Genomic DNA, 22240 nt, shown 5'->3' with positions numbered 1-22240 from the left:
GTCATAGCGTTCGGGTGCACGTCCGATTCCGACGCCGTCACCGGAGGCAGCACTCATGACCGACCACCTTCCCACGCGCCGCCTCGGCTCGCTCACGGTCTCCGCCCAGGGCCTGGGCTGTATGGGCATGAGCCACGCGTACGGCACGCCCGACGACGCGCAGTCCATCAGGACGCTCCACCACGCGCTCGACCTGGGCGTCACCCTGCTCGACACGTCCGACTTCTACGGCGCGGGGCACAACGAGGAGCTGATCGGCCGGGCCCTCGCGGCCCCCGGACGGCGCGAGCGGGCGGTGGTGGCCACGAAGTTCGGCTTCACGAACGAGCTCGGCGGGGAGACCGTGATCCGCGGTGACGCGGCGTACGTGCGTCAGGCGTGCGAGGCGTCGCTGCGCCGGCTCGGCGTCGAGCACATCGACCTGTACTACGTGCACCGGGTGGACCGCGGGGTGCCGATCGAGGAGACCGTGGGCGCCCTCGCCGAGCTGGTGAAGGAGGGCAAGGTCCGCCACCTCGGCCTTTCGGAGGCCGGCCCGGAGACCCTGCGCCGCGCGTACGCGGTGCATCCGATCGCGGCGCTGCAGAGCGAGTACTCGCTGTGGACCCGGGACGTGGAGGCCGAGGTGCTGCCGGCCTGCCGGGAGCTGGGTATCGGGCTCGTGCCGTTCTCGCCGCTCGGCCGGGGCTTCCTCACGGGCCGCTACAAGTCGACGGCGGGTCTCGAGGACGGGGACATGCGGCGCGGCCAGCCGCGGTTCGCCGACGGGAACCTGGAGCGCAATCTCGCCATCGTCACCCGCCTGGAGGCCCTCGCGGCCGAACACGGGGTCACGGCCGGGCAGTTGGCGCTGGCGTGGGTGCAGCACCAGGGGGACGACGTGGTGCCGATCCCGGGGACGCGGCGCACGGCGTACCTGGAGGAGAACGTCGCGGCCGCCACGCTGGAGCTCTCGGCCGAGGATCTCGCGGCGATCGACGCGGCGGCTCCCGCGGGCTCGGTGGCGGGCGCCCGCTACGACGACGGCAGCATGAAGTTCGTGAACGGCTGACCGGTGCCGGGTGCGCGGGCGGCCCGGACCCCGCCGAGGAGGGTCCGGGCCGCCCGCTCGCGCCGGGAGGTCAGCGCTTCTTGATCCTCAGGAAGGTCACCGAGTTCTCCGGGAACGTGTACGTGAAGGTGTCCGCGACCCCGCCGAAGGTCGAGGTCACCGGCTTCACCGGGGTCTCGGTCGCGGTGTTCTCCGCGTCGGGCGCCGCGGCGAGCGTGGTCACGGCCGCGGACTTCGCGACCTTCGCGCCGCCGAGCCGTACCGTCGTACGGGCCTGGGCGTCCTGCGCGTTGACGACCTTGACGATCAGGTCGCCGGTCTTCTTGTCGCGTGTGACGACCTGGCGGAAGGGTTCGGCGGGCTTGTCGTCCTTGAAGGAGCCCCACTCCTGGCCGTCGAGGTAGAGGGTCACCTGGCGGCCGCGCACCTTGACGTCGATGTCGTAGGCGCGTCCGGTCTCGATCGAGCCGGCCTTGGTGAGCAGTGTCGACTTGCCGCCGTTCACGGCCTGTTCGACGGCGGACTGGGTGTTGTTCCAGCCGCCCAGGTTCCACCAGTAGTAATTGCCGGTGTCCTTGACGCCGAACGCGACGAGGAAGCCCTCCTTGCCGGACTTCTTCGTGGCCTTCACGTGCAGGTCGTAGTCGTGCCAGGCCGGGTCGCCCGCGGTGACCAGGGTGTTCTCGGCGGTCTCGTCCGACTGGACGTAACTGCCGTCCTGGACGCTCCAGTCACCGCTGCCGGACGGGGTCCATCGCCCTGCGCCGTCGCTGAAGTCGTCGCTCAGCAGGCTCGTGCCGTCGGCGCCGCTCACGCGCACGTCGTCGTAGGCCGCGCTGGTCGCCCAGGTCGACAGGCCGACGGCGCCGGTGATGGGCGCGGTCGTCGAGGGGGTGTGCGTGGCGGTGGACGGGACGACCTGGTCGCCGACGTTGCGCATGAACAGCTTCTGCACCTCGTAGTCGGCGGAGCCCCACGCCTTCCGGTCGTCGAACCAGATCATGTCGGGCCGCCACTGGACGGTGTCCTGGCGGGCGAGCAGCGGCGCGTAGGAGGCGAGTTCGACGACGTCCGCGTTGCGTTCGAGCCCCGTCATGTACGCGGCTTCGGAGAGGGCGTTGGCGAAGGTGTTGCCGCCCGAGGCGTACTCGCCGAGGAAGACCTTCGGGCCGTTGCGGTCGTAGGAGTCGTAGCGGTCGTTGTTCTGGAGGAACCACTGCGGGCTGTTGTAGTAGTGCTCGTCGACCATGTCGACGTCGGCGTCCTTGTTGAGCTTCCACGCCGCGTCGAAGACGGAGCCGCTGTCGTCGGGGCCCGAGTTGGAGATGACGGTGACACCTGGGTACTTGGCGGCTATGGCGGCGCGGAACTCCTTGAAGCGGGCGAAGAACTGCTCGGGCAGGTTCTCCTCGTTGCCCACTTCGAGGTGGGTGAGGTGGAAGGGCTTCGGGTGGCCCATCGCGGCGCGCTTCTTGCCCCACTCGCTCGTCACGGGCCCGTTGGCGAACTCGATGAGGTCGAGCGTGTCCTGGATGTGCCGCTTCAGCAGCGCGTCGTCGTCGACGGCCCGGTTCTGGCCGCAGCCGGTGACGAGGGCGGGCACGACGGGCAGCGGCATCGCGCCGACGTCCTCCGAGAACTGGAAGTACTCGTAGTAGCCGAGGCCGTAACTCTGGTTGTAGCCCCAGAAGTTGGCGTTGGTGGCGCGCTGCTCCACCGGGCCGATCGTGTCCTTCCACTGGTAGGCGCGCTTGCGCTGGTAGCCGGAGGCGGCGTCGTAGCCCTCCATGGAGCCGGTGTTGACGAGGCAGCCGCCGGGGAAGCGCACGAAGCCGGGCTCCAGGGCGGCGATCTTCTCGGCGAGGTCCTTGCGCAGGCCGTTCGCCCGCCCCTTGTAGGTGTCCCGGGGGAAGAGGGAGACCATGTCGAGGGCGGCGGCCCGCGTGGTGGTGACGGAGAGGCGGCCGGTCGTGCTGGCGCGGCTCGCCGTGAACGTCGCCGTGTACTTGGCCCAGCCGCCCTTCGCCGTGACCCGCCTGGGCGCGGCCAGTGTGCCGTCCGCGTCGGCGAGGGTGACGGTGAGCGCGGAGTCGGCGCGGGCCCAGACCGAGAAGTCGTAGGTCGCGCCCTTGCGGACGGTGAGGCCGGTGCCGTAGCCGGAGTTGGTGGCGGACGCTCCCGCGCCGAGCGCGAGGTAGGTGCGGTTGCGGGCGTTCAGCCGGCCGTCGTCGTCGACGGTGCGGGCCGTCCCGCTGGTCGTCCACGCGGTGAGCGGGGTGTAGGCCGCGTTGTCGGCGGTCGTGTACTCGAAGGAGCGGTTCTGCACCAGCTCGGCGTAGAGCCCGCCGTCGGCGGCCCGGTTGATGTCCTCGAAGAAGACGCCGTACATGGAGTCGTCGATGGTCGCGCCCGTGCGGCCCGGGTCGACCGTGACCGCGTAATCGGCGGCCTCGGTGACGTCGGCCGCGTCGGCGGCCGACGACGGCAGCACGGCTGTCCCGGCGAGCAGGGAGCCCACCGCGGCCCCGAGCCCGATTCTCCAGCGCCTGCGTCGTCCACGCGTCATGCGTACTCCCTGGTCCGGTCGTCCGGTCGTTCGGTATTTCGTGCGTCGTCCTAAACTCCGAACGGCAAGATAGGAAGCGGTGGCAGGCGCGTCAACGGTTCGCGCAGAGGTGTACGGGAGTGGTGTGCGTGACGAGGGAACTCTGTCCGGTTCCGGACGTGTTCGTGTTCCTGGCCGGGAGCTGGCGCGTGGAGCGGAGCGTGCGGGACCTGGCGGACGAGGTGACCGGCGTCTTCACCGGCGCCACGGAGTTCACGGCGCAAGGCGGCGGAGAGCTGCTGCACGTCGAGTCGGGCACGTTCGAGTGGCGCGGGGTGGCGCGCCCCGCCGAGCGGACCTTGCGCTATCTGCCCAGTGATCCGCCCGGCACCGCCGCCGTCCACTTCGCCGACGGCCGGTTCTTCCACGGCCTGGATCTGCGCGAGGGCCGCCACCTCGCGGACCACCCCTGCTCGGCGGACCTCTACCGGGGCGAGTTCGAGGTGTACGACGCCGATCGCTGGCGGACGGTGTGGCGGGTGCGGGGACCGGCGAAGGATCTGCTCCTGACGACGGACTACCGCCGGGCCCGAGACTCCAGGGGCCCGGGCAGCAGTTCGCCGCCGGCCTCGGCGAGCCGGCGCACCCCCTCGGTGATCTCCGCCGCCCCGGCCACCGCCACGAAGCTCAGCCGGAGGTACGGGGCCGGCGGCTCGGCCGCGAAGTACGCCCGGCCGGGGGCCACCGCGACGCCCGCGCGCAGGGCTCCCTCCACGATCCGGCGCTCGTCCGTGCCGTCGGGCAGCCGGCCCCACAGGTGGTAGCCGCCCACCGGGACGTACGGCACCGACAGTTCGGGGAACCGAAGGGCGAGAGCGGTGGCGAGGGCGTCCCTGCGGCTCCTCAGCTCCGCCGCCACCGTGCGCAGATGGCGCGGCCACGCCGGGGACCCGACGAGTTCCAGCGTGGCCTCCTGCAAGGGGCGCGGCACGAAGAAGTGGTCGACGACCTGGATGGCGCGCAGCCGCTCCAGGACGGGGCCGCGGGCGGCGAGGCAGCCGATGCGCAGGCTCGGCGAGGTCGCCTTGGTGAGGGAGGAGACGTGCACGACGACGCCGTCGGGGTCGTCGGCGGCCAGGGGGCGCGGCAGCGGGCCCGCGTCGTCGTGCGCGAGGCGGCGTACGAAGTCGTCCTCCACGACGAACGCCCCGGCCTCGCGCGCGATGCGCAGGACCTCCGGGCGGCGCTCGACGGAGAGGACCGCGCCGGTCGGGTTCTGGAACAGCGGCTGGCACACGAAGAGGCGGGCCCCGGTCGCCTCGAAGGCCCGCGCGAGCAGTTCGGGGCGGACGCCGTCCCGGTCGACGGGCACCGGCACGGGGCGCAGACCCGCGGCGCGCGCGATCGCCAGCATGCCGGGGTACGTCGGCGATTCGACCAGGACGGGAGCGCCGGGCGGGGCGAGCGCCCGCAACGCCGTGGCCAGCGCCGACTGGCCGCCCGACGTGATCAGCACCTCGGCGCCCGTGGTCGCGCCGCCGATGGAGCGGGCGAACCACTCGCGCAGTTCGGGCAGCCCGTCGACGGGCGGCCGGTTCCAGGCGCCGGGACGGCGGCCCGCGCGGGCGAGCGCGGCGGCCATCGCGCCGACGGGCTGGAGCGCCTCATGCAGGTAGCCGCTGTTGAACTCGATGACGCCGGGCGGTGACGCGGCCAGCGTGACCAGCACTCCGGAGGCGTCGACCGCGCGCGGCACCGGGTCCGCGGCGGAGTCGGCGCTCAGGGCGACCTCCTGCCAGGACGTGTCGCCCGCGGGGGCTGCCGCGCGCGGCGCGGCGCGGAAGGCGCCGGCGCCGGGCCGGGTCACCACGAGCCCTTCGCCGGTGAGCCGGGCGAGCGCCCGCGAGACGGTCACCGGGCTGACCCGGAACCGCTCGACGAGTGCCCGGCTGGAGGGCAGCTTCTCACCGGGTGAGTAGCGGTCAAGCTCGCCCTTCAACTGTTTCACCAGCTCACTCACACTGCTACGCTCATGCATGAGGATTGAGAATAGCGCTACCGAAGCAGATGCGATAGCAGTGGCCGAGCGGACCGCCCCCGCTCCGGCGTCGGCGGCGAGGCCCGCCCGTGGCCCGGCCGCCCCCGGTACGGTGCTCGCCGCTCTCGGCGTCGTCGCGTTCTCCCTGACCTTTCCCGCCACGGCCTGGGGCCTCGAAGGGTTCGGGCCCTGGTCGCTGGTGAGTGTCCGCAGCGTGCTCGCGGCCGTCATCGCGGGCGCCTCCCTGCTCGCCCTGCGCGTACCGGTCCCCGGGCGGCGCCACTGGGCCGGGCTCGCGGTCGTCGGAGCGGGTGTGGTCCTGGGCTTCCCGATGCTGACCACGCTCGCCCTGCGGTCGGCGACGACCGCGCACTCGGCGGTCGTCGTGGGGCTGTTGCCGCTGACCACGGCCGTGTTCTCCTCGCTGCGCACCGGGGCCCGGCCCTCCCGCGCCTTCTGGATCGCGGCGTGCGCGGGGGCGGCCGCCGTGATCGCGTTCACGGTGCAGCAGAGCGGCGGCGCCCTCACCCGGGCCGACCTGTACCTGTTCGGCGCGCTGCTGGTCTGCGCGGCCGGCTACACCGAGGGCGGGCGGCTCGCCGGGGTCATGCCGGGATGACAGGTCATCGCGTGGGCGCTGGTGCTGTGCCTGCCGCTCGCGGTGGCGGGCTCGGCGGTCGCGCTGGCGCAGGAGCCCGTGCGGCTGACCGGGCACGCGGTCGCGGGCCTGCTCTGGGTGGCGGCGGGCTCGCAATTTCTCGGCCTGGTCGTCTGGTACAAGGGCATGGGCCTGATCGGCATTCCGAAGGCGAGCCAACTCCAGCTCGCCCAGCCGGTGTTGACGCTCGTGTGGTCGGTGCTCCTGCTGGGCGAGGAGCTGCCGGTCGCGGCGCCGCTCACCGCGGTCGCCGTCCTCGTGTGCATCGCGGTCACCCAGCACGCCCGCGGCTGAGCCGCCGAGCGGGGTATCAACTCCCGTGTCCGGCCGTAGACTTGCCGAAAAATCACGGACACGGCGAGGAGGTCACTCCTGATGCACGCAACCGTAGGCGACCGGCTCCTGGTGCACGGCCGGATCGTCGGTCAGCGCGACCGGACGGCCCAGATCACCGAAGTCCTCGGCAGCGACGGCGGGCCGCCCTTCCGCGTCCGCTTCGAGGACGGCCACGAGGCGATCATGTCGCCGGGCCCCGACGCCGTCGTGCGGCCCGTCGTCGGCCGACCGGACTGATCAGGCCCCCTGACCGGCCGGACGGCCGAAGTCGCCGTAGTGCTCCGCGACGACCCGCGCCATGGCGCCGGTCCTGTCCTGCCCGACCTCCTTCGCGGAGAAGAAGACGTGCCCGCGGACCTCGGGGAACGTGTCCGCGTAGCGCAGGTGCCGGGACAGCTCGGCCGGGTCCTGCCACGCGGCGGGCTGCGCCGGGTCGCCCGCCTTGTAGAGGGCCTCACCGATGTAGAGGCTCACCCCGGTCCCGCGGACGGTCGCCGCCCACCACGGCACGAGCTTCGCGTAGTCGGCGGCGGCGAAGCCGATGTTCCAGTACACCTGCGGGCAGATGTAGTCGATCCACCGCTCGCGCACCCACTTACGGGTGTCCGCGTGCAGGTCGTCGTAGGTCTGCACGCCGGCCGTCGTCTGCGACCCCGCGGGGTCTGTCGCCCGGTTGCGCCACACCCCGAACGGGCTGATCCCGAACCTCGCCCGGGGCCTGACCTGCTTGATGCGGCGTGCCGTCTCCCGTACCAGCCGGTCGATGTTGTCGCGCCGCCAGGCCGCCCGGTCCGGGAAGCCGCCCCCGTGCGCCGCGTACGCCGCGTCGTCGTCGAAGCTCTGGCCCGCGACCGGGTAGGGGTAGAAGTAGTCGTCGAAGTGGACGGCGTCGATGTCGTACCTGCGTACGGCGTCGAGCATCGCGTCCTGCACGAAGCGCCGGACCTCCGGCAGGCCGGGGTTGTAGTACAGCTTCCCGCCGTACGGCACGACCCACTCCGGGTGGACGCGCGCCGGGTGCGTGGGGACCAGGCGGCCCGGGTCGGTGTGGTTGGCGACGCGGTACGGGTTGAACCAGGCGTGCAGTTCGAGGCCGCGGCGGTGCGCCTCCGTCACGGCGGTGCCCAGCGGGTCCCAGCCCGGGTCCTTGCCCTGGGTGCCGGTCAGCACCGCCGACCACGGCTCGTACGGGGACGGCCACAGCGCGTCGGCGGTGGGCCGCACCTGGAAGATCACCGCGTTCAGACGGCGGCGGACCGCCGTGTCCAGGTGCGCGAGCAGTTCGGCCCGCTGCTCGGCGGCGCCCAGCCCGGGGCGTGAGGGCCAGTCCCGGCCGGCGACCGTGGCCAGCCACATGCCGCGCATCTCGTGGCGGTGGCGGCCGCGGTGCCGGGGGCCGCCCGCGACGGCGTCGCCCGCGGTCATTCCGGCCAGGGCGAGCGCGGCCCCGATCGTGAGCGCCCGGCGTGAGATACGTCCCATGGTTCCCCTCTGGATCCTGTGCCACGGTGGTGGCCTTGATGAACAGCCGTTAACCCGGCCTCCACCCCTCCCATGTCTACGGGGTAACGTGCAGATCCGAAAGACCCGGGAGGAAGCTGGCTGCCGGCGACCCCGGACGAACAGCGAAAGGCACGAGGTGACGGACACCTTGACTGACATCACACGCGTCGGCGTGGTGGGCTGTGGCCAGATGGGCGCCGGGATCGCAGAGGTCTGCGCCCGCAGCGGCCTGGACGTGATGGTGGCCGAGACCACCGGGGAGGCCCTGGAGATCGGCCGTACCCGGCTGCTCAACTCCCTCGCCAAGGCGGCCGAGCGCGGCAAGATCACCGAGGAGGAGCTGGCGGAGACGCAGGAGCGGCTCACCTTCACCACCGATCTGGGCGAGTTCGCCGACCGTGACCTCGTCATCGAGGCGGTCGTTGAGAACGAGCAGGTCAAGACGGAGATCTTCCAGGTCCTCGACCAGGTCGTCACCCGCCGCGACGCGATCCTCGCCTCGAACACCTCCTCCATCCCGCTGGTGAAGCTGGCCGTGACGACGTCCCGCCCGGACCACGTGATCGGCATCCACTTCTTCAACCCGGCACCGGTGCAGAAGCTCGTCGAGCTGATCCCGGCGCTGACCACGTCCGAGGGCACCATCAGCCGCGCCCAGTCCCTGGTGGAGAAGATCCTCGGCAAGCATGCCATCCGCGCCCAGGACCGCTCGGGTTTCGTGGTCAACGCGCTGCTCGTGCCGTACTTGCTCTCCTCCATCCGGATGTTCGAGTCCGGCATCGCCAGCCGCGAGGACATCGACAACGGCATGGAGCTGGGCTGCGCCCACCCGATGGGCCCGCTCAAGCTCTCGGACCTGATCGGTCTCGACACGATCGCCTCCATCGCGGACTCGATGTACGCCGAGTACAAGGAGCCGCTGTACGCCGCTCCCCCGCTCCTCCAGCGCATGGTCGACGCCGGGCGCCTCGGCCGCAAGACCGGCTCGGGCTTCTACACCTACGCCTGACCGTCCCTGCGCCCGATCACACTCCGTGTTCGCAGGTGGGCCCGGTGCTCTTCGGAGCACCGGGCCCACTGCGTTCGCACGGGGAGTGCGCGGCTTACTCGCATATGCCTTTCGCACACGCTCCCGCCGCGTCCACCAGGCGAGTTGACTTCCTGTGTGCACAAAGGGATGTGATGACTACGGAAAGGAGCGGTTCAGTGACCACCGACCCGGAGCATCCCGTGGTCCCGGAAGAACTCGCAGAGTTACGCCGCGTCTTCGAGGTAGGACTGACCCGTATCGACGGTCAACTGGCTCTGCTCGCTCACCGCGACGATCAGACCGTCAAGGATCACGACGACCTGAGCTCGCGGATCAGCGCGCTGGAGCACAACCGCTGGCCCTTGCCCGCGGTTGCGGCGCTGACCGCGGTCGGAGCACTGGCCATAGCGATATGGCAGGCGCTCGGGCGCTAGCGTGCGGGAGACGCTAGCCGAGCTTGAGATGGTGCAGGAGCAGTAACGCGGCCGCCATGTTGGCGGCCGGGACCTCTCCACGAGCGATCATGTCGGGAACGAGTTTGAGCGGGACCCACTCCCTGCGGTCCGACTCGAAGTCGTCCTGGGGGTGGCCGATGTACGTTGCCTCGTCGGTCCAGTAGATGTGGTGCCGGGCGTCCGTGAGTCCGTTGGACGGCTCGACACTCATCAGGTGCCGTAGCGGTCCCGGCCGCCAGCCGGTCTCCTCCTCCAGTTCTCGGGCGGCCGCGTACGCGATGTCCTCGCCGTCCTCGACGACGCCTGCCGCGAGTTCCCACCCCCAGCTGTCCGTGATGAAGCGGTGCCGCCACAGCAGCAGCACCTCGTTGGCCTCGTTGACCACCGTGGCGACCGCGACGGGCCGCAGCTTGATCAGGAAGTGGTCGAGGTGCCGGCCGTCCGGTAGTTCGACGTCCGCCAGGTTGACGGTGAACCACCGGTTTTCGTACACAGTTTGTTCGTTCTGTTTCGTCCACTGCACGGTTCTGCCACCTTCCGCCGAGTTGCTGGCAATATCGCAGCAGTGGCGTCCTCAGGCGTCGTGGCAAGGGCTCGAATCAGAGTGGTACGCGCAGCGCCCCGTCGATGAGTTCAGCGGCCTCGGCCGTGCCGGCACAGCCGCTGCGCATCAGGTGCTCGCGGACCGCCCGGAGTCTGTCGCGCAGGCGCTGGGACTCCATCCCCCGTGCGGCCTCGGCCATCTCCACGGCGGTGGCCACGGCCTGCTCGGTGTTGCCCTGTCTGAGCTGGATCTGGCTGAGCACGGCGAGCCGGTGCACCCGGCCCCGGTCGTGCGCCGGGGTGTGCACGGCCTCGGTGGCGTGCTCCCTGGCCCCCGCGTAGTCGCCGAGGCTCAACAGGGCTTCCGCGACCTGTACGTTGACGAACCCGGGCTGCACGTACCCCGTCTCGTCCGGTTCGTGTCCGCGCCGGATGCGGTCGGCGGCGGACTCGGCACGCCGGATGCACTCCAGGGCGCTCGTACCGTCGCCGAGGTGGGCGTACGCCTTCGCCTGCATCGCGTACAGGTCGGAGGCGAGCGCCGGGGTGATGTGGCGGCCCGCGGCGCGCAGCGCGGCCTCGGCGAAGGCGACGGCCTGGCGGTGCTCGCGCATGTGCAGCGCCTGGTTGACCAGGAGCGCTATGACGTACGCCCCGAGCCCCCTGTCCCCACTGGCCTTCGCCAGGCGCAGGGCCTGGTGGAAGTAGCGCTGGGCGAGGCCGTGCGCGTCGGAGTCGTACGCGCAGATGCCGGCGATGGCGACCAGCCCGCCGGTGGCCCGGTGCAGCTGGCGGCCGGTGGCGTCGGTGTAGCCGCCGCGCAGCAGCGGCGTCGCCTCGGTGTTGAGGAAACCGACGATCCTGATCCGGGTCGCGATGCCGCCCGCCTTGCGGTACATCTGCTCGTAGTGGGTGCGGGCCGAGCGCATCATCTCGATGTCGGCGGGGCTGACCAGATGGCGCCCGCCGCGCGAGACGTCGGTGTCCTCCGGCGGGTTCTCCCACTCCCACACGGGCATCACGGCGGGGGTGCCGGTGACGGCGGGGGCGTCGAGGATGTGCCGCCGCTGCTGTTCGTCGGAGCGCCACAGCGCGGTGGCCCGCTCCACGAAGCCGGAGAGCGAGGAGGTGTGCGGGGCCGCCGGTTCGCCGGGGATGCCGAGGCCGATGTCGTCGAGGGTGACGTGCCGCTGGAGGCGTCCCGTGAGCACTTCGCAGATCAGGTCGGGGACCTGGCCGCGTGGTCGCTGGCCCTTCAGCCAGCGGGCCACGGCGGTGTGTTCGTAGCGGAGTGCGAGACCACGGGCCCTGCCCGCGTGGTTCACATGTGCGGCGAGGCCCGCGTGGGAGATCCCGGCTTCGTCGAGTATCGCGTCGAGCAGGGTGTTGGGCTGCATGGATGCCCTCCGTTGGCTCGGTAGGACAAGCCTAGTCCGGGTGGCTTCACACGGGGTGTGACCGGAATGCTCAACTCCGGGCGTCGTGCACTCTGTTGTGGCCGGTTTCCTCCCGCTTGACTGAACTGCCTCGCAAGAGGCCGGCCGGGCCGTCGGCTCCCCCTCGTACAGACGGCGGCCCGATCCCGCGTCGTCCGCCCGCTCGCCTGCCCACCACTCCGCGGCGGGCGGACGACGTCCCCTCTCCGCGCGGTGTCAGAGAACCCTGTGCGCGGTACGCGCCACGGGCTCCCCGTGCTGGACAGGCACTCGCTTGCGGTCGTTGCGCAGCACGAGCAGCGCCGCGTCGTCGCTCGGCGGCCCGCCCACATGGCCGAGGAGCCCGGCGTACACGGCGCGGATCACGGTCTTCGGCACGACGGTCCGGCGGCGCACCGTCTCGGTGAGTTCGGCCTGGAGGGGAAAGAACCGGCCATGCGCGTCGCGGGCGTCCTCGATGCCGTCGGTGTGCAGCAGCAGCCCCTCCCCCGGCAGGATCCGTCCGCACCGCACGGGCGTGAGCTCGGCGGGCAGCGGGAACGTGCCGAGCGGCGGCATGGGGTCGCCGCCGGTCATCGGCTCGGCGCAGGGGCTCGCGCCCGGCCGCAGCAGATACGGCCAGGGGTGGCCGCAGTTGAGGGCGTGGACCGCGCCGTCCTGCCGGATCTCCAGGAGCAGTACGGTCACGAACTCCTCGGCAAGGGGGTTCTCGGGCTCCCTCCCGGAGAGGGCGGGGTGTTCGTCGCGTGAGCGCTGGCGCAGATGCCGGGCGTGGGCCCGCTCCAACCGCCGCAGTACGCGGCCGAGTTCGTCCTCGTCGTGGGCGGCCTCCCGGAAGCTGCCGAGGACGGCGCCGACGGTGGCGAGCGCGCCGATGCCGTGCCCGCGGACGTCGCCCATGACCACCCGGACGCCGTGGTCGGTGGCGACGACGTCGTACAGGTCGCCGCCGATGCTGGCGGCCCGGTCGGCGGAGAGCTGGTGCGCGGCGAGGGCGAGCCCGTCGAGCCGCGGCGGCAGCGGCCGCAGAAGGACGGACTGGGCGGCGCCCGCCACGGCCTTGACGTCCCGTAACTCCCGCAGCAACCCCTGCCGTACGTGCAGGATCAGCCCGGTGCCCACCACGAAGAAGACGGCACTGCTCACGATCCGCGCACCCAGGCTGTCCTGCCGGGCGAACGGGCAGGTCAGTTCGTAGGTGACGGCGATCGCGCCCCAGACCGTGGGCAGGCCGAGTATCAGCACGTGCCGGACGCGCTCCGGGGCGACGCGCGCGACCCGGGGAAGGCGTGCGCGCACGGCGGTGCGCAACGACGTGCGAAAGGCCCGGGTGGGCGCCCTCGTCTTGATACCCATCATGCCGACGGCCCCCTCGGCCCTGTTCAGCGCAGTCGCCGGCCGGCCCGGCGGCGGATCGATCCTTACGACCCCTGCCCCGCCCGGGCCGGAACATGAGACTCCCTCACCCGAACGAGTGAGGGGCGCACCCGGTGCTCCGGATACGCCCCTCGACAGGCTCCTGCCCGCCGTCCGCCTGCGCCGTTACGCGCCGCGCAACACCGCGCCCGCGCTCTCGCCGGCCCGGGCGACCGCGGCGTCGCGGGCGGCGCTGGCCTCCTCGACCGTCAGGGTGCGGTCGGCGGCGCGGAAGCGCAGCGCGTACGCGAGCGACTTCTTGCCCTCACCGAGCTGCTCCGCGTTCTCGTACACGTCGAACAGGCGGATGGACTCCAGGAGTTCACCGGCGCCCGCGCGCAGCGCGCTCTCCACCGACGCGGCCGGGACATCCCGGTCGACGACGAGGGCGACGTCCTGGGTGGCCACCGGGAACGTCGAGATCCGCGGCGCCCGCACGACCCCGGCGCTCGCCTGCTCCACGAGGTCCAGGTCGAGCTCCATGGCGCTGGTGCGGGCCGGCAGCCCGAACGCCTTCACGACGCGCGGGTGCAGCTCACCGGCGTGGCCCACAAGGGTCCTGACCCCGTCGACCGTGACGTACAGAGCGGCGCACCGGCCGGGGTGCCACGGGCCGTACTGGCCCTGCTCCACGGCGAGTTCGGCGCCCGCCTCGTGGGCGACGGTGCGCGCCGCCTCGACGGCGTCGGCCCAGGTCGCCGGGGTGCCCTTGCCCCACCAGCCGGTCTGCTCGCGGGCGCCGGCGAGGACGACCGCGGCGTGCCGGGGCTGACGGGGGAGCGCGGCCGTGAGGGACGCGATCTCCTCGGCGGTGGGCCGCCGGTCGACGGGCAGCCGGGTCGCGGTGCCCAGCTCGTCCTGGGGGTGGAAGACGAGCCCGGTCTCGAAGAGGGCCAGGTCGTGGCTGCCGCGCCCGTCGTTGCGGCGCAGCGTGGACAGCAGGCCCGGCAGCAGCGTCGTACGGAGGGCGGGCTCCTCGTCGGAGAGCGGGTTGACGAGGGTGACGACGCGGCGCTTCGGGTCGTCCTTCTCCAGGCCCAGCTGGTCGAGGACGCTCTCCCCGATGAAGGGGTAGCTCAGCGCCTCCACGTAACCGGCCCCGGCCAGGGCGCGGCCGACGCGGCGGTGGGTGCGCTGCCGCTCGGTCAGGCCGAGGCCCGCCGGGGGCTTCGGCAGGGTGGAGGGCAGGTTCTCGTAGCCCTCCAGCCGGATGACCTCTTCGGCCAGGTCGTTCGGGTCGGTGAGGTCGGGGCGCCAGGACGGCACGGTGACCGTGAGAGCGTCCTGCCCGTAGACGTCGCAGCCGACCTCCTGGAGGCGGCGCACGACGGTCTCGCGGCCGTACGCGACGCCCGCCACCTTGTCCGGGTGGTCGGCCGGAATGGTGATGGTGCGCGGCGCGCCCGGCGCGATGACCTCGGTGACGCCCTGCTCGGCGGTGCCGCCGGCGAGCAGCACGAGGAGGTCGACGACGCGCTGCGCCGCGGCGGCCGTGGCCTGCGGGTCGGTGCCGCGCTCGAAGCGCTTGGACGCCTCGGAGGACAGCTTGTGCCGGCGCGAGGCACGGGCGATGGTGATCGCGTCGAAGTGCGCGGCCTCGATGACGACGTCGCTGGTCCCGGCGCTCTCGGCGTGGTCCGGGTGGTCGGCGATCTCCGTGTTCGCGCCGCCCATCACACCGGCGAGGCCGATCGGGCCGCGGTCGTCGGTGATGACGAGGTCCTCGGCGTCGAGGGTGCGCTCGGCGCCGTCGAGGGTCTTGAGCTTCTCGCCGGGCAGCGCGCGGCGCACCCCGATCGCACCCTGGACCAGGGAGCGGTCGTAGGCGTGCAGCGGCTGGCCGAGCTCCAGCATCACGTAGTTCGTGACGTCGACGGCGAGCGAGATCGGGCGCATGCCGGCCTTCTGCAGGCGGCGCTGCAGCCAGATCGGCGACCGGGCCTCGGGGCTCAGGCCGGTGACCGTGCGGGCCGTGAAGCGGTCGCAGGCCATCGGGTCGGAGACCCGCACGGGGTAGCCGTGCGCGTTCGGGGCGGGGACGTCCAGGAGCGCCGGGTCGCGCAGCGGCAGCCCGTACGCGGTGGCCGTCTCGCGGGCGATGCCGCGCATCGACAGGCAGTAGCCGCGGTCGGGCGTGACGGCGATGTCGAGCACCTCGTCGACGAGCTGGAGCAGCTCGATGGCGTCGGTGCCCACCTCGTGCTCCGGCGGCAGCACGATGATGCCGTGCGTGCCGTCGTCGCCCATGCCCAGCTCGTCGGTGGAGCAGATCATGCCGTGCGAGGTCTTGCCGTACGTCTTGCGCGCGGCGATCGCGAAGCCGCCGGGCAGCTCGGCGCCGGGCAGCACGACGACGACCTTGTCGCCGACCTGGAAGTTCCGGGCGCCGCAGACGATCTCCTGCGGCTCACCCGTGCCGTTGACCGTGCCGACGTCGACGGTGCAGAACCGGATCGGCTTCTTGAAGCCCTCAAGCTCCTCGATGGTCAGCACCTGGCCGACCACGAGGGGGCCCTTGAGGTCGGCGCCGAGCTGCTCGACGGTCTCGACCTCGAGGCCGACGCCGACCAGCTTGGTCTGCACGTCACGGCCGGTCTCGGTGGCGGGGAGGTCGACGTACTCCCGCAGCCAGGAAAGCGGGACCCGCATCAGATCTCCATCCCGAACGGCCGGGTGAAACGGACGTCACCCTCGACCATGTCTCGCATGTCTTCGACGTTGTGGCGGAACATCAGCATCCGTTCGATGCCGAACCCGAAGGCGAATCCGCTGTACTTCTCGGGGTCGACGCCGCACGCGGTCAGCACGCGCGGGTTGACCATGCCGCAGCCGCCCAGCTCGATCCAGCCCTCGCTGCCGCAGGTGCGGCAGGGCCGGTCCGGATCGCCGACGGACTCGCCGCGGCACACGTAACAGACCATGTCCATCTCGGCGGACGGCTCGGTGAACGGGAAGTAGGCGGGCCGCAGCCGCGTCTTCATGTCGTCGCCGAAGAGCGCCTTGACCATGTGGTCCAGGGTGCCCTTCAGGTCGGCCATGGTGAGGCCCTCGTCCACGGCGAGCAGCTCGATCTGGTGGAAGACCGGGGTGTGCGTGGCGTCGAGCTCGTCGGTCCGGTAGACGCGGCCGGGGCAGACGATGTAGACGGGCGGCTCGCGGTCGAGCATCGCGCGGGCCTGCACCGGCGAGGTGTGCGTCCGTAGCACGACACCGCTCTCGTCGCCCGTCGTGCCCTCGGGGCCCTGGACGAAGAAGGTGTCCTGCATCTGCCGCGCCGGGTGGTCAGGCGTGAAGTTCAGGGCGTCGAAGTTGAACCACTCCGCCTCGACCTCGGGGCCCTCCGCGATCTCGTACCCCATGGATACGAAGACGTCCGCGACGCGCTCCATCATGGTGGTCAGCGGGTGGCGGGCGCCGGCCTGGGTGCGGTCGTAGGGCAGTGTGACGTCCACGGCCTCCTCGACCAGGACGCGCGCGTCGCGCTCCGCCTCCAGCTCGGCCTGGCGGGCGGCGAGGCCCCGGCCGACGGCGGCGCGGGCCTGCCCGACGAGCTTTCCGGCCGCGGCCTTGGCCTGCGGGGGCAGCGCGCCGATCTCACGGTTGGCGAGCGACAGCGGCGACGTGCCGCCGGTGTGCGCGACCTTGGCCTCCTGAAGCGCGTCGAGCGAGTCCGCGGCGGCGAAGGCGGCGAGCGCCTCGTCCCGCACGCGCTCGATCTCTTCCGGTTTCAGTGCCTCGACCTCGACAGGGTCGTACGACTTGTTCGGTGCCGACATCTCTTCCCGTACTTCCGATTGGCTGGCGGATGGCCCCGTCCACGACCCGTCCCGACTTCGCTGACGAACCGTCCCTGACGTGGAGACGCAATGTGCCAAAGAACGAGTCTACCGGGGGCTGACGTGTGCGAATGAGCCCGTGGGGCCGATGCTTCAGGCGCTGAGGTACGCCGGCGCCGCCACGGGCAACGTAAATCGGAACCTGGCGCCGCCCCCGGGCGCCCGTCCGACGGTGATGGTCCCGCCGTGGGCCTCGACGATGCCCTTGACGATGTAGAGGCCGAGCCCGGTGCCGCCCCGCTTGCTGCCCCGCCAGAAGCGGGTGAAGACGCGGTTCATGGACTCCTCCGGGATGCCGGGGCCCTCGTCGCTGACGGTGACCGAGGTCGACTCCCTGGCCGTCGTGGAGGGCTCCACGTCGATGGTGACGGTTCCCTCGCCGTGCCGCACCGCGTTTTCCAGCAGGTTGCTCAGCACCTGGTCGACCTTGTCCGGATCGGCCCACAGGTCGGGCAGCGGCTGCTCCACCCGCAGCAGGAACCGCTCGGCCGACTGCCCCGCGGCGACGTGCGCCTGGATGTGCCGGGAGACGGCGGCGCCGATGTCGACGGGCTGGCGGCGCAGCTCCAGCCGGCCCGAGTCGATCCGGGAGATGTCGAGCAGCTCCGTGATCAGCCGCGTCACGCGGTTCGCGTCGGCGTCGACGGTCTCCAGCATCAGCCGCTTCTGCTCGTCCGTGAACCGCTCCCACTTGGCGAGCAGGGTCGCCGTGAACCCCTTGACCGAGGTCAGCGGCGAGCGCAGTTCGTGGGCGACGATGGCGATCAGCTCGGCGTGGCTGCGCTCGGTGCGGCGCCTGGCCTCGGTGTCGCGGAGCGAGACGATGACGCGGCGCACGGGTCCTGTGGGGCGGCTGCGCACATAGCGCGCGGTCACCAGGACCTCCCGGCCGCCGGGCAGCAGCAGGTTCCGCTCGGGCTGTCCGACGCGGGTGGCGAGGCCCCCGTACGGGTCGGTCAGCTGCCACCAGCGCCGGCCTTCGAGGTCCTCCAGGGGCAGGGCGCGCTCCAGCGGCGCGCCGAGGGCGCGGGCGGCGGGGACGGCGGTGATGCGCTCGGCGGCGAGGTTGAAGCTGACGACGTGGCCGCTCTCGTCGGCGACGACGAGTCCGTCGGGCAGGTCGTCGGGGTGCAGACCGGGACCGGCGGGACCGGGCGTGGGCGCCCCGGGGGGCGTGCTCACCCCTGCTGTCCTGCTGGTGCGGACCGTCATCTCCCCGTACCCCACCTCTCGAAACGGCACAGTGGGCCCCGAGTGCGCCACCCTACTAGTCGTGGGTGACTGACGACCAGTCACCGGTGACGCGGGGAGAGCGCGCGGACACGCACGCGCCGGGGGCGGTCAACGGCGGCATCCGCCGGGGGCGCGCTGGGCGCGGGCGGAGGCGTACAGGCAGACGGCGGCGGCCGTCGCGAGGTTGAGGCTCTCGGCCTTGCCGTGGATGGGTACGCGGACCACGGCGTCGGCCAGGGCGCGGGTCTCCTCGGGCAGGCCCCACGCCTCGTTGCCGAAGACCCAGGCGGTGGGGGTGCCCATGGTGCCCTTGTCCAGCTCGTCGTCGAGGTCGTCGGTGCCGGCCCCGTCGGCGGCGAGGATGCGTACGCCGGTCTCCTTCAGCCGGGCGACGGCCTGCTCGACGGGGACGCCCACGGCGACCGGCAGATGGAAGAGCGAGCCGACCGAGGCGCGGACGGCCTTGGGGTTGTAGAGGTCGACGGAGGCGTCCGTGAGGACGACGGCCTCGGCGCCCGCGGCGTCGGCGCAGCGCAGCACGGTCCCGGCGTTGCCGGGGTCGCGTACGTGGGCGAGGACGGCGACGAGTTTCGGCCGGGCCGCGAGGATCTCCTCGAACGGCGTGTCCAGGAACCGGCAGACGCCCACGAGCCCCTGCGGCGTCACGGTCGTGGAGATGTCGGCGATGACCTCCTCGTCGGCGAGGTGCACCCGGGCGTCGACGCCGCGGGCCTCGGCGACGATGTCGGCGTAGCGCTCGGCGGCCTCGACGGTCGTGAACATCTCGACGAGCGCCCCGTGCGCGGCGGCCTCCCGCACGGCCTGCGGGCCCTCGGCGAGGAACAGCCGCTCCTTGCCCCGGAAGTTCCGCTTGGCCAGCCGCCGGGCGGCAAAGACACGGGAGGACTTGGGGGAGATCAGCTCAGGAGCGGCAACCATAGGACTCACCTAGGAGAAAAGCGCCCTGAAGGGGCGCGGGGCTGTGTCTGTTTGCGGCTCCGCCGCGGGGCGCGAGCAACCATCACGGCGGGATGACCGCGAACGACGGACAGGGGCAGACGCACTCGGACCCGCAGACCGACAGGCCTACGGGTCCGAAGCACAGATCAACCGGCGATTCAGGCGGCGGCCTTCGGCGCGTTGACGTCCGACGGCAGGGCCTTCTGCGCGACCTCGACGAGCGCGGCGAACGCGTTGGCGTCGTTGACGGCCAGCTCCGCGAGGATCTTGCGGTCCACCTCGATGTTGGCGGCGTTCAGACCCTGGATGAGGCGGTTGTACGTCATGCCGTTCTGGCGGGCCGCAGCGTTGATGCGCTGGATCCACAGCCGACGGAAGTCGCCCTTGCGCTTCTTGCGGTCGTTGTAGTTGTAGACCAGGGAGTGGGTGACCTGCTCCTTGGCCTTGCGGTACAGACGCGAACGCTGACCGCGGTAGCCGCTGGCCTGCTCGAGGATCGCCCGACGCTTCTTGTGCGCGTTTACCGCGCGCTTGACGCGTGCCACTTTTTACTCCTTGTAGCGGGGCCGGGGTTGGACTCACCCGACCCGAATTCGAATAGGTCCCGGACTGGACGTGCCTGGCGCCGAGGCGCCGGACGTCACTTGCCGAGAAGCTTCTTGATCTTCTTGGCGTCGCCCGGGGCCATCTCGGCGTTGCCGGTGAGGCGGCGCGTCAGCCGCGACGACTTGTGCTCGAGCAGGTGGCGCTTGCCGGCGCGCTCACGGAGCACCTTGCCGGAGCCGGTGACCTTGAAGCGCTTGCTGGCACCGCTGTGCGACTTGTTCTTCGGCATAGCGCCGTTCTCTCCTCGTCAGTGGCGTTCCCTGCCGGTTCGTGCCATGGGCTCGAACCGGCCGCGGTGGAACGTCAGTTGTGTCAGTGGATATCCGAGGCGCACAGGCTGTACGCCGCCGGATCATGCCTCGGCAGGAGCCTCGGCGGGGGCTTCGGTGGACGCCTCGGCGGGGACCTCGACACCGTCCTCGGCGCCGACCTCACCGCCGTCCTCGGAAGACGGGTCCTCGGCGAGGTTCTGCGACTTGCCGGGGTTGGCCTTCGCGTCGGCCTTGCGGGCGGCCTGCGCCTCGCGGGCCTCGGCCATGGCCTCGGTCTTCTTCTTGTGCGGGCCGAGAACCATGATCATGTTTCGGCCGTCCTGCTTCGGGTTCGACTCGATGAACCCGAGGTCCTCGACGTCGTTCGCGAGACGCTGGAGCAGTCGGTAGCCGAGCTCCGGCCTGGACTGCTCGCGACCACGGAACATGATCGTGATCTTGACCTTGTCGCCCTGCTTGAGGAACCGAACGACGTGACCCTTCTTGGTGTCATAGTCGTGCGGGTCGATCTTCGGCCGGAGCTTCATCTCCTTGATGACCGTGTGCGCCTGGTTCTTGCGCGCCTCACGGGCCTTCATGGCCGATTCGTACTTGAACTTGCCGTAGTCCATGAGCTTGCAGACGGGCGGACGGGCTGTCGCCGCCACCTCGACCAGGTCGAGGTCGTACTCCTGAGCGAGCTCAAGGGCCTTGGCAAGCGGAACAATCCCGACCTGCTCGCCGCTGGGACCGACAAGACGCACTTCGGGAACGCGAATCCGGTCGTTGATGCGGGGCTCGGCGCTGATGGATCCTCCTCGGTTAGCACCACACGACGGCCTGGCGGGCCGCCGCGTATCTTCTGATGACTACCAACCGCGCCGGAACACAAAAAATGCCCCGGACGGTACACGCGCGGGGCTCCAAAGAACTACCGGAGCACCGCCACAGTGGACCGCGGGGCGCAAACTCGGACGGTTCCATCGTCCGTACGGAACGATGGGGACCGTCTGACCGGTGACCCGCCGCCCGCCAGGGCAGTCAGGTGGGAGATCGGAGCCTCCACTTGTGGGCCGGTCACTCGCGTCATGGACGTGGGTCTCCGGCCGGTCGTTACACAAGGTTAGCAGCACTTGGGGGGTGCGCCCAACCGGGTGCGGGGGCGGCATATCGTGGGGGCATGAGTGACGCCACCCCCGCAGCCCCTGCTCCCGCCTCCCCCGCGAACCCCGACTACGACGCGCTGACCCGCGACATCGCCGAGGTGCCCGCCGTCGAGGTCATCGTGACGGTCGCGGTGAACCTGATGAGCGCCGCCGCGGTGAAGCTGGGCCTCACCGAGGAGGGCGACGCCCACAAGGACCTCGACGAGGCCCGCAAGCTGATCCACGCCCTGGCCGGACTGCTCGACGGCAGCGCGACCGAGATCAGCTCGTTCCACGCGGCCCCGCTGCGCGACGGCCTGAAGTCGCTCCAGCTGGCGTTCCGCGAGGCCTCGATCGTGCCGGACGAGCCGGGGCAGGGCCCGGGCGAGAAGTACACGGGGGCCGTGTACGGCTAGCCCCTGTTCACACACGTACGTAGAAGGGCTCGCCGGGAGGCGTCGCCTCGGCCGGCAGGAGTGCCAGGTCGAGGCCGCGCACCAGGCGGGCCCTCAGTGTTTCGTCGGCGGCGATGCGCCCGGCCACGGCTCTGGCCGCGGTCGCCGGGTCCGTGCCGTCCTCGATGACCAGGGCCAGCACGCCGTCGGCCGGGCCGGGGCCCAGGTGGGCGCGGAGCACCGCGGGCTCGGCGGCGACCGCGGCGCGGACGGCGCCGGTGACCGCCGGGTCGGCCAGCGGGTCGGTGGTGGTGCGGCCCTCGGCGAGGGCGTAGAGCGCGGCGCCCGTGATCTCGTACGGGACCGGGCCCGCGAGGTCGAGGACGACGGTGTCCGCCTTCTCGTGGGCGGCGGCCTGGAGCGCCTGGTGGAGCGGGACGGCGACCGGGCGGGCCTCGGGGTCCCACAGCGCGAGGGAGCGGGTGGAGGTGAAGGCGGGCAGCGCGGTGCGGCTGCCGGCCTTGAGCGTCGGGACCGCCATGTCGCTGGTCTTCTCGCGGCGCAGGCCGTTCTCGTCCTCCTCGACCTCGCCCAGGACCGCGACGACCGGGACCAGGAGGCGGGCGCCCTTCAGCGCCTCCAGGACCGGGCCGTGGGCCTCGCGGTCCTGCTCCCACGCGGCCAGGGCCTCGGCCAGACGCGGGTCCGCGGTGCCGTCGTCGTCGGAGAAGCCGGGGTCGGGAATGTTCTTGTTCGCCACGTTCACCGACCCTACCGAGCGGCCGGGCCCGGGTTCTCAGCGG

Annotated in this window: 18 protein-coding genes and 3 pseudogenes; 7 read left to right on the top strand and 14 right to left on the bottom strand. The window is 71.8% G+C overall.

Annotation, left to right across the window (positions count from 1 at the left end; genetic code table 11):
- The first annotated feature begins 55 nt into the window (after positions 1 to 55).
- A complete protein-coding gene (locus ACZ45E_RS34945) occupies positions 56 to 1051 on the top strand; it encodes an aldo/keto reductase (RefSeq protein ID WP_468229006.1) in 996 nt (331 codons plus the stop codon).
- A gap of 70 nt (positions 1052 to 1121) precedes the next feature.
- Here ACZ45E_RS34945 and ACZ45E_RS34940 read toward each other — a convergent pair whose 3' ends face one another.
- The gene (locus ACZ45E_RS34940; RefSeq protein WP_468229003.1) at positions 1122 to 3617 is read right to left on the bottom strand and encodes an alpha-L-arabinofuranosidase C-terminal domain-containing protein; all 2496 of its coding nucleotides are present in this window, start codon (positions 3615 to 3617) and stop codon (positions 1122 to 1124) included.
- Positions 3618 to 3745: 128 nt separating this feature from the next.
- Between ACZ45E_RS34940 and ACZ45E_RS34935 the strand changes: the two are divergent.
- A pseudogene (locus ACZ45E_RS34935) lies at positions 3746 to 4183 on the top strand (DUF6314 family protein); the annotation flags it as partial.
- Here the strand turns inward: ACZ45E_RS34935 and ACZ45E_RS34930 are convergent.
- Positions 4174 to 5634 carry an aminotransferase-like domain-containing protein gene (locus ACZ45E_RS34930; protein ID WP_468229000.1) on the bottom strand — a complete coding sequence of 487 codons (1461 nt, stop codon included), beginning with the start codon at positions 5632 to 5634 and terminating at the stop codon, positions 4174 to 4176. The pseudogene ACZ45E_RS34935 and the gene ACZ45E_RS34930 sit on opposite strands and share 10 nt — an antisense overlap.
- Between ACZ45E_RS34930 and ACZ45E_RS34925 the strand changes: the two are divergent.
- Both ACZ45E_RS34925 and ACZ45E_RS34920 read left to right on the top strand, forming a co-directional pair.
- Positions 5633 to 6586 (top strand): annotated as a pseudogene (locus ACZ45E_RS34925) (DMT family transporter). The gene ACZ45E_RS34930 and the pseudogene ACZ45E_RS34925 sit on opposite strands and share 2 nt — an antisense overlap.
- A gap of 81 nt (positions 6587 to 6667) precedes the next feature.
- A complete protein-coding gene (locus ACZ45E_RS34920) occupies positions 6668 to 6865 on the top strand; it encodes a DUF1918 domain-containing protein (protein ID WP_468228997.1) in 198 nt (65 codons plus the stop codon).
- Here ACZ45E_RS34920 and ACZ45E_RS34915 read toward each other — a convergent pair whose 3' ends face one another.
- Positions 6866 to 8110: a glycoside hydrolase family 10-like protein gene (locus tag ACZ45E_RS34915; protein WP_468228995.1), complete on the bottom strand. Its 1245-nt coding sequence runs from the start codon at positions 8108 to 8110 to the stop codon at positions 6866 to 6868. It abuts the gene before it with no gap.
- A 169-nt stretch (positions 8111 to 8279) separates the two neighbouring features.
- On the opposite strand from ACZ45E_RS34915, the gene ACZ45E_RS34910 reads away from it, so the two are divergent.
- On the top strand, positions 8280 to 9140 hold the full coding sequence (locus tag ACZ45E_RS34910; protein WP_468228993.1) for a 3-hydroxybutyryl-CoA dehydrogenase: 861 nt from the start codon (positions 8280 to 8282) through the stop codon (positions 9138 to 9140).
- A 197-nt stretch (positions 9141 to 9337) separates the two neighbouring features.
- On the top strand, positions 9338 to 9595 hold the full coding sequence (locus ACZ45E_RS34905; protein ID WP_468228990.1) for a hypothetical protein: 258 nt from the start codon (positions 9338 to 9340) through the stop codon (positions 9593 to 9595).
- A 13-nt stretch (positions 9596 to 9608) separates the two neighbouring features.
- Here the strand turns inward: ACZ45E_RS34905 and ACZ45E_RS34900 are convergent, their stop codons facing one another.
- The 10 genes and pseudogenes from ACZ45E_RS34900 to infC all read right to left on the bottom strand — a co-directional run bounded on the left by ACZ45E_RS34900 (position 9609) and on the right by infC (position 20731).
- Positions 9609 to 10139, bottom strand: a complete 531-nt coding sequence (locus ACZ45E_RS34900; protein ID WP_468228988.1) for an NUDIX hydrolase — start codon at positions 10137 to 10139, stop codon at positions 9609 to 9611.
- A 76-nt stretch (positions 10140 to 10215) separates the two neighbouring features.
- On the bottom strand, positions 10216 to 11556 hold the full coding sequence (locus ACZ45E_RS34895) for a tetratricopeptide repeat protein (RefSeq protein WP_468228985.1): 1341 nt from the start codon (positions 11554 to 11556) through the stop codon (positions 10216 to 10218).
- 255 nt (positions 11557 to 11811) lie between these two features.
- Complete coding sequence (locus ACZ45E_RS34890) at positions 11812 to 12954, bottom strand: PP2C family protein-serine/threonine phosphatase (protein ID WP_468228982.1); 1143 nt, start codon at positions 12952 to 12954, stop codon at positions 11812 to 11814.
- 183 nt (positions 12955 to 13137) lie between these two features.
- The gene (gene pheT / locus ACZ45E_RS34885; protein WP_468228979.1) at positions 13138 to 15660 is read right to left on the bottom strand and encodes a phenylalanine--tRNA ligase subunit beta; all 2523 of its coding nucleotides are present in this window, start codon (positions 15658 to 15660) and stop codon (positions 13138 to 13140) included.
- Entirely contained in the window at positions 15660 to 16787 is a 1128-nt protein-coding gene (gene pheS, locus ACZ45E_RS34880) for a phenylalanine--tRNA ligase subunit alpha (RefSeq protein ID WP_468228976.1), read from the bottom strand. Before pheS ends, pheT begins: the two co-directional genes overlap by 1 nt.
- Before the next feature lie 153 nt (positions 16788 to 16940).
- Positions 16941 to 18059, bottom strand: coding sequence for a sensor histidine kinase (locus ACZ45E_RS34875; protein WP_468228973.1), 1119 nt, complete (start codon positions 18057 to 18059; stop codon positions 16941 to 16943).
- Between the two features lie 129 nt (positions 18060 to 18188).
- Positions 18189 to 19019, bottom strand: a complete 831-nt coding sequence (locus ACZ45E_RS34870) for a TrmH family RNA methyltransferase (protein ID WP_468228970.1) — start codon at positions 19017 to 19019, stop codon at positions 18189 to 18191.
- Between the two features lie 179 nt (positions 19020 to 19198).
- The gene (gene rplT / locus ACZ45E_RS34865) at positions 19199 to 19585 is read right to left on the bottom strand and encodes a 50S ribosomal protein L20 (protein WP_468228967.1); all 387 of its coding nucleotides are present in this window, start codon (positions 19583 to 19585) and stop codon (positions 19199 to 19201) included.
- A gap of 95 nt (positions 19586 to 19680) precedes the next feature.
- On the bottom strand, positions 19681 to 19875 hold the full coding sequence (rpmI, locus tag ACZ45E_RS34860; RefSeq protein ID WP_007829094.1) for a 50S ribosomal protein L35: 195 nt from the start codon (positions 19873 to 19875) through the stop codon (positions 19681 to 19683).
- Between the two features lie 123 nt (positions 19876 to 19998).
- Positions 19999 to 20731 (bottom strand): annotated as a pseudogene (gene infC, locus ACZ45E_RS34855) (translation initiation factor IF-3).
- 346 nt (positions 20732 to 21077) lie between these two features.
- Between infC and ACZ45E_RS34850 the strand changes: the two are divergent.
- Positions 21078 to 21458 carry a DUF1844 domain-containing protein gene (locus tag ACZ45E_RS34850; protein ID WP_468228963.1) on the top strand — a complete coding sequence of 127 codons (381 nt, stop codon included), beginning with the start codon at positions 21078 to 21080 and terminating at the stop codon, positions 21456 to 21458.
- A 7-nt stretch (positions 21459 to 21465) separates the two neighbouring features.
- On the opposite strand, the gene ACZ45E_RS34845 is transcribed toward ACZ45E_RS34850, so the two are convergent.
- Positions 21466 to 22197, bottom strand: a complete 732-nt coding sequence (locus ACZ45E_RS34845) for an SseB family protein (protein ID WP_468228960.1) — start codon at positions 22195 to 22197, stop codon at positions 21466 to 21468.
- Positions 22198 to 22240: the final 43 nt, after the last annotated feature.

It is taken from the genome of Streptomyces sp. NPDC030991 (assembly GCF_055571235.1).
Note: the sequence above shows the minus strand (reverse complement) of the source record. Positions and strands in the feature narration are given on the sequence as shown.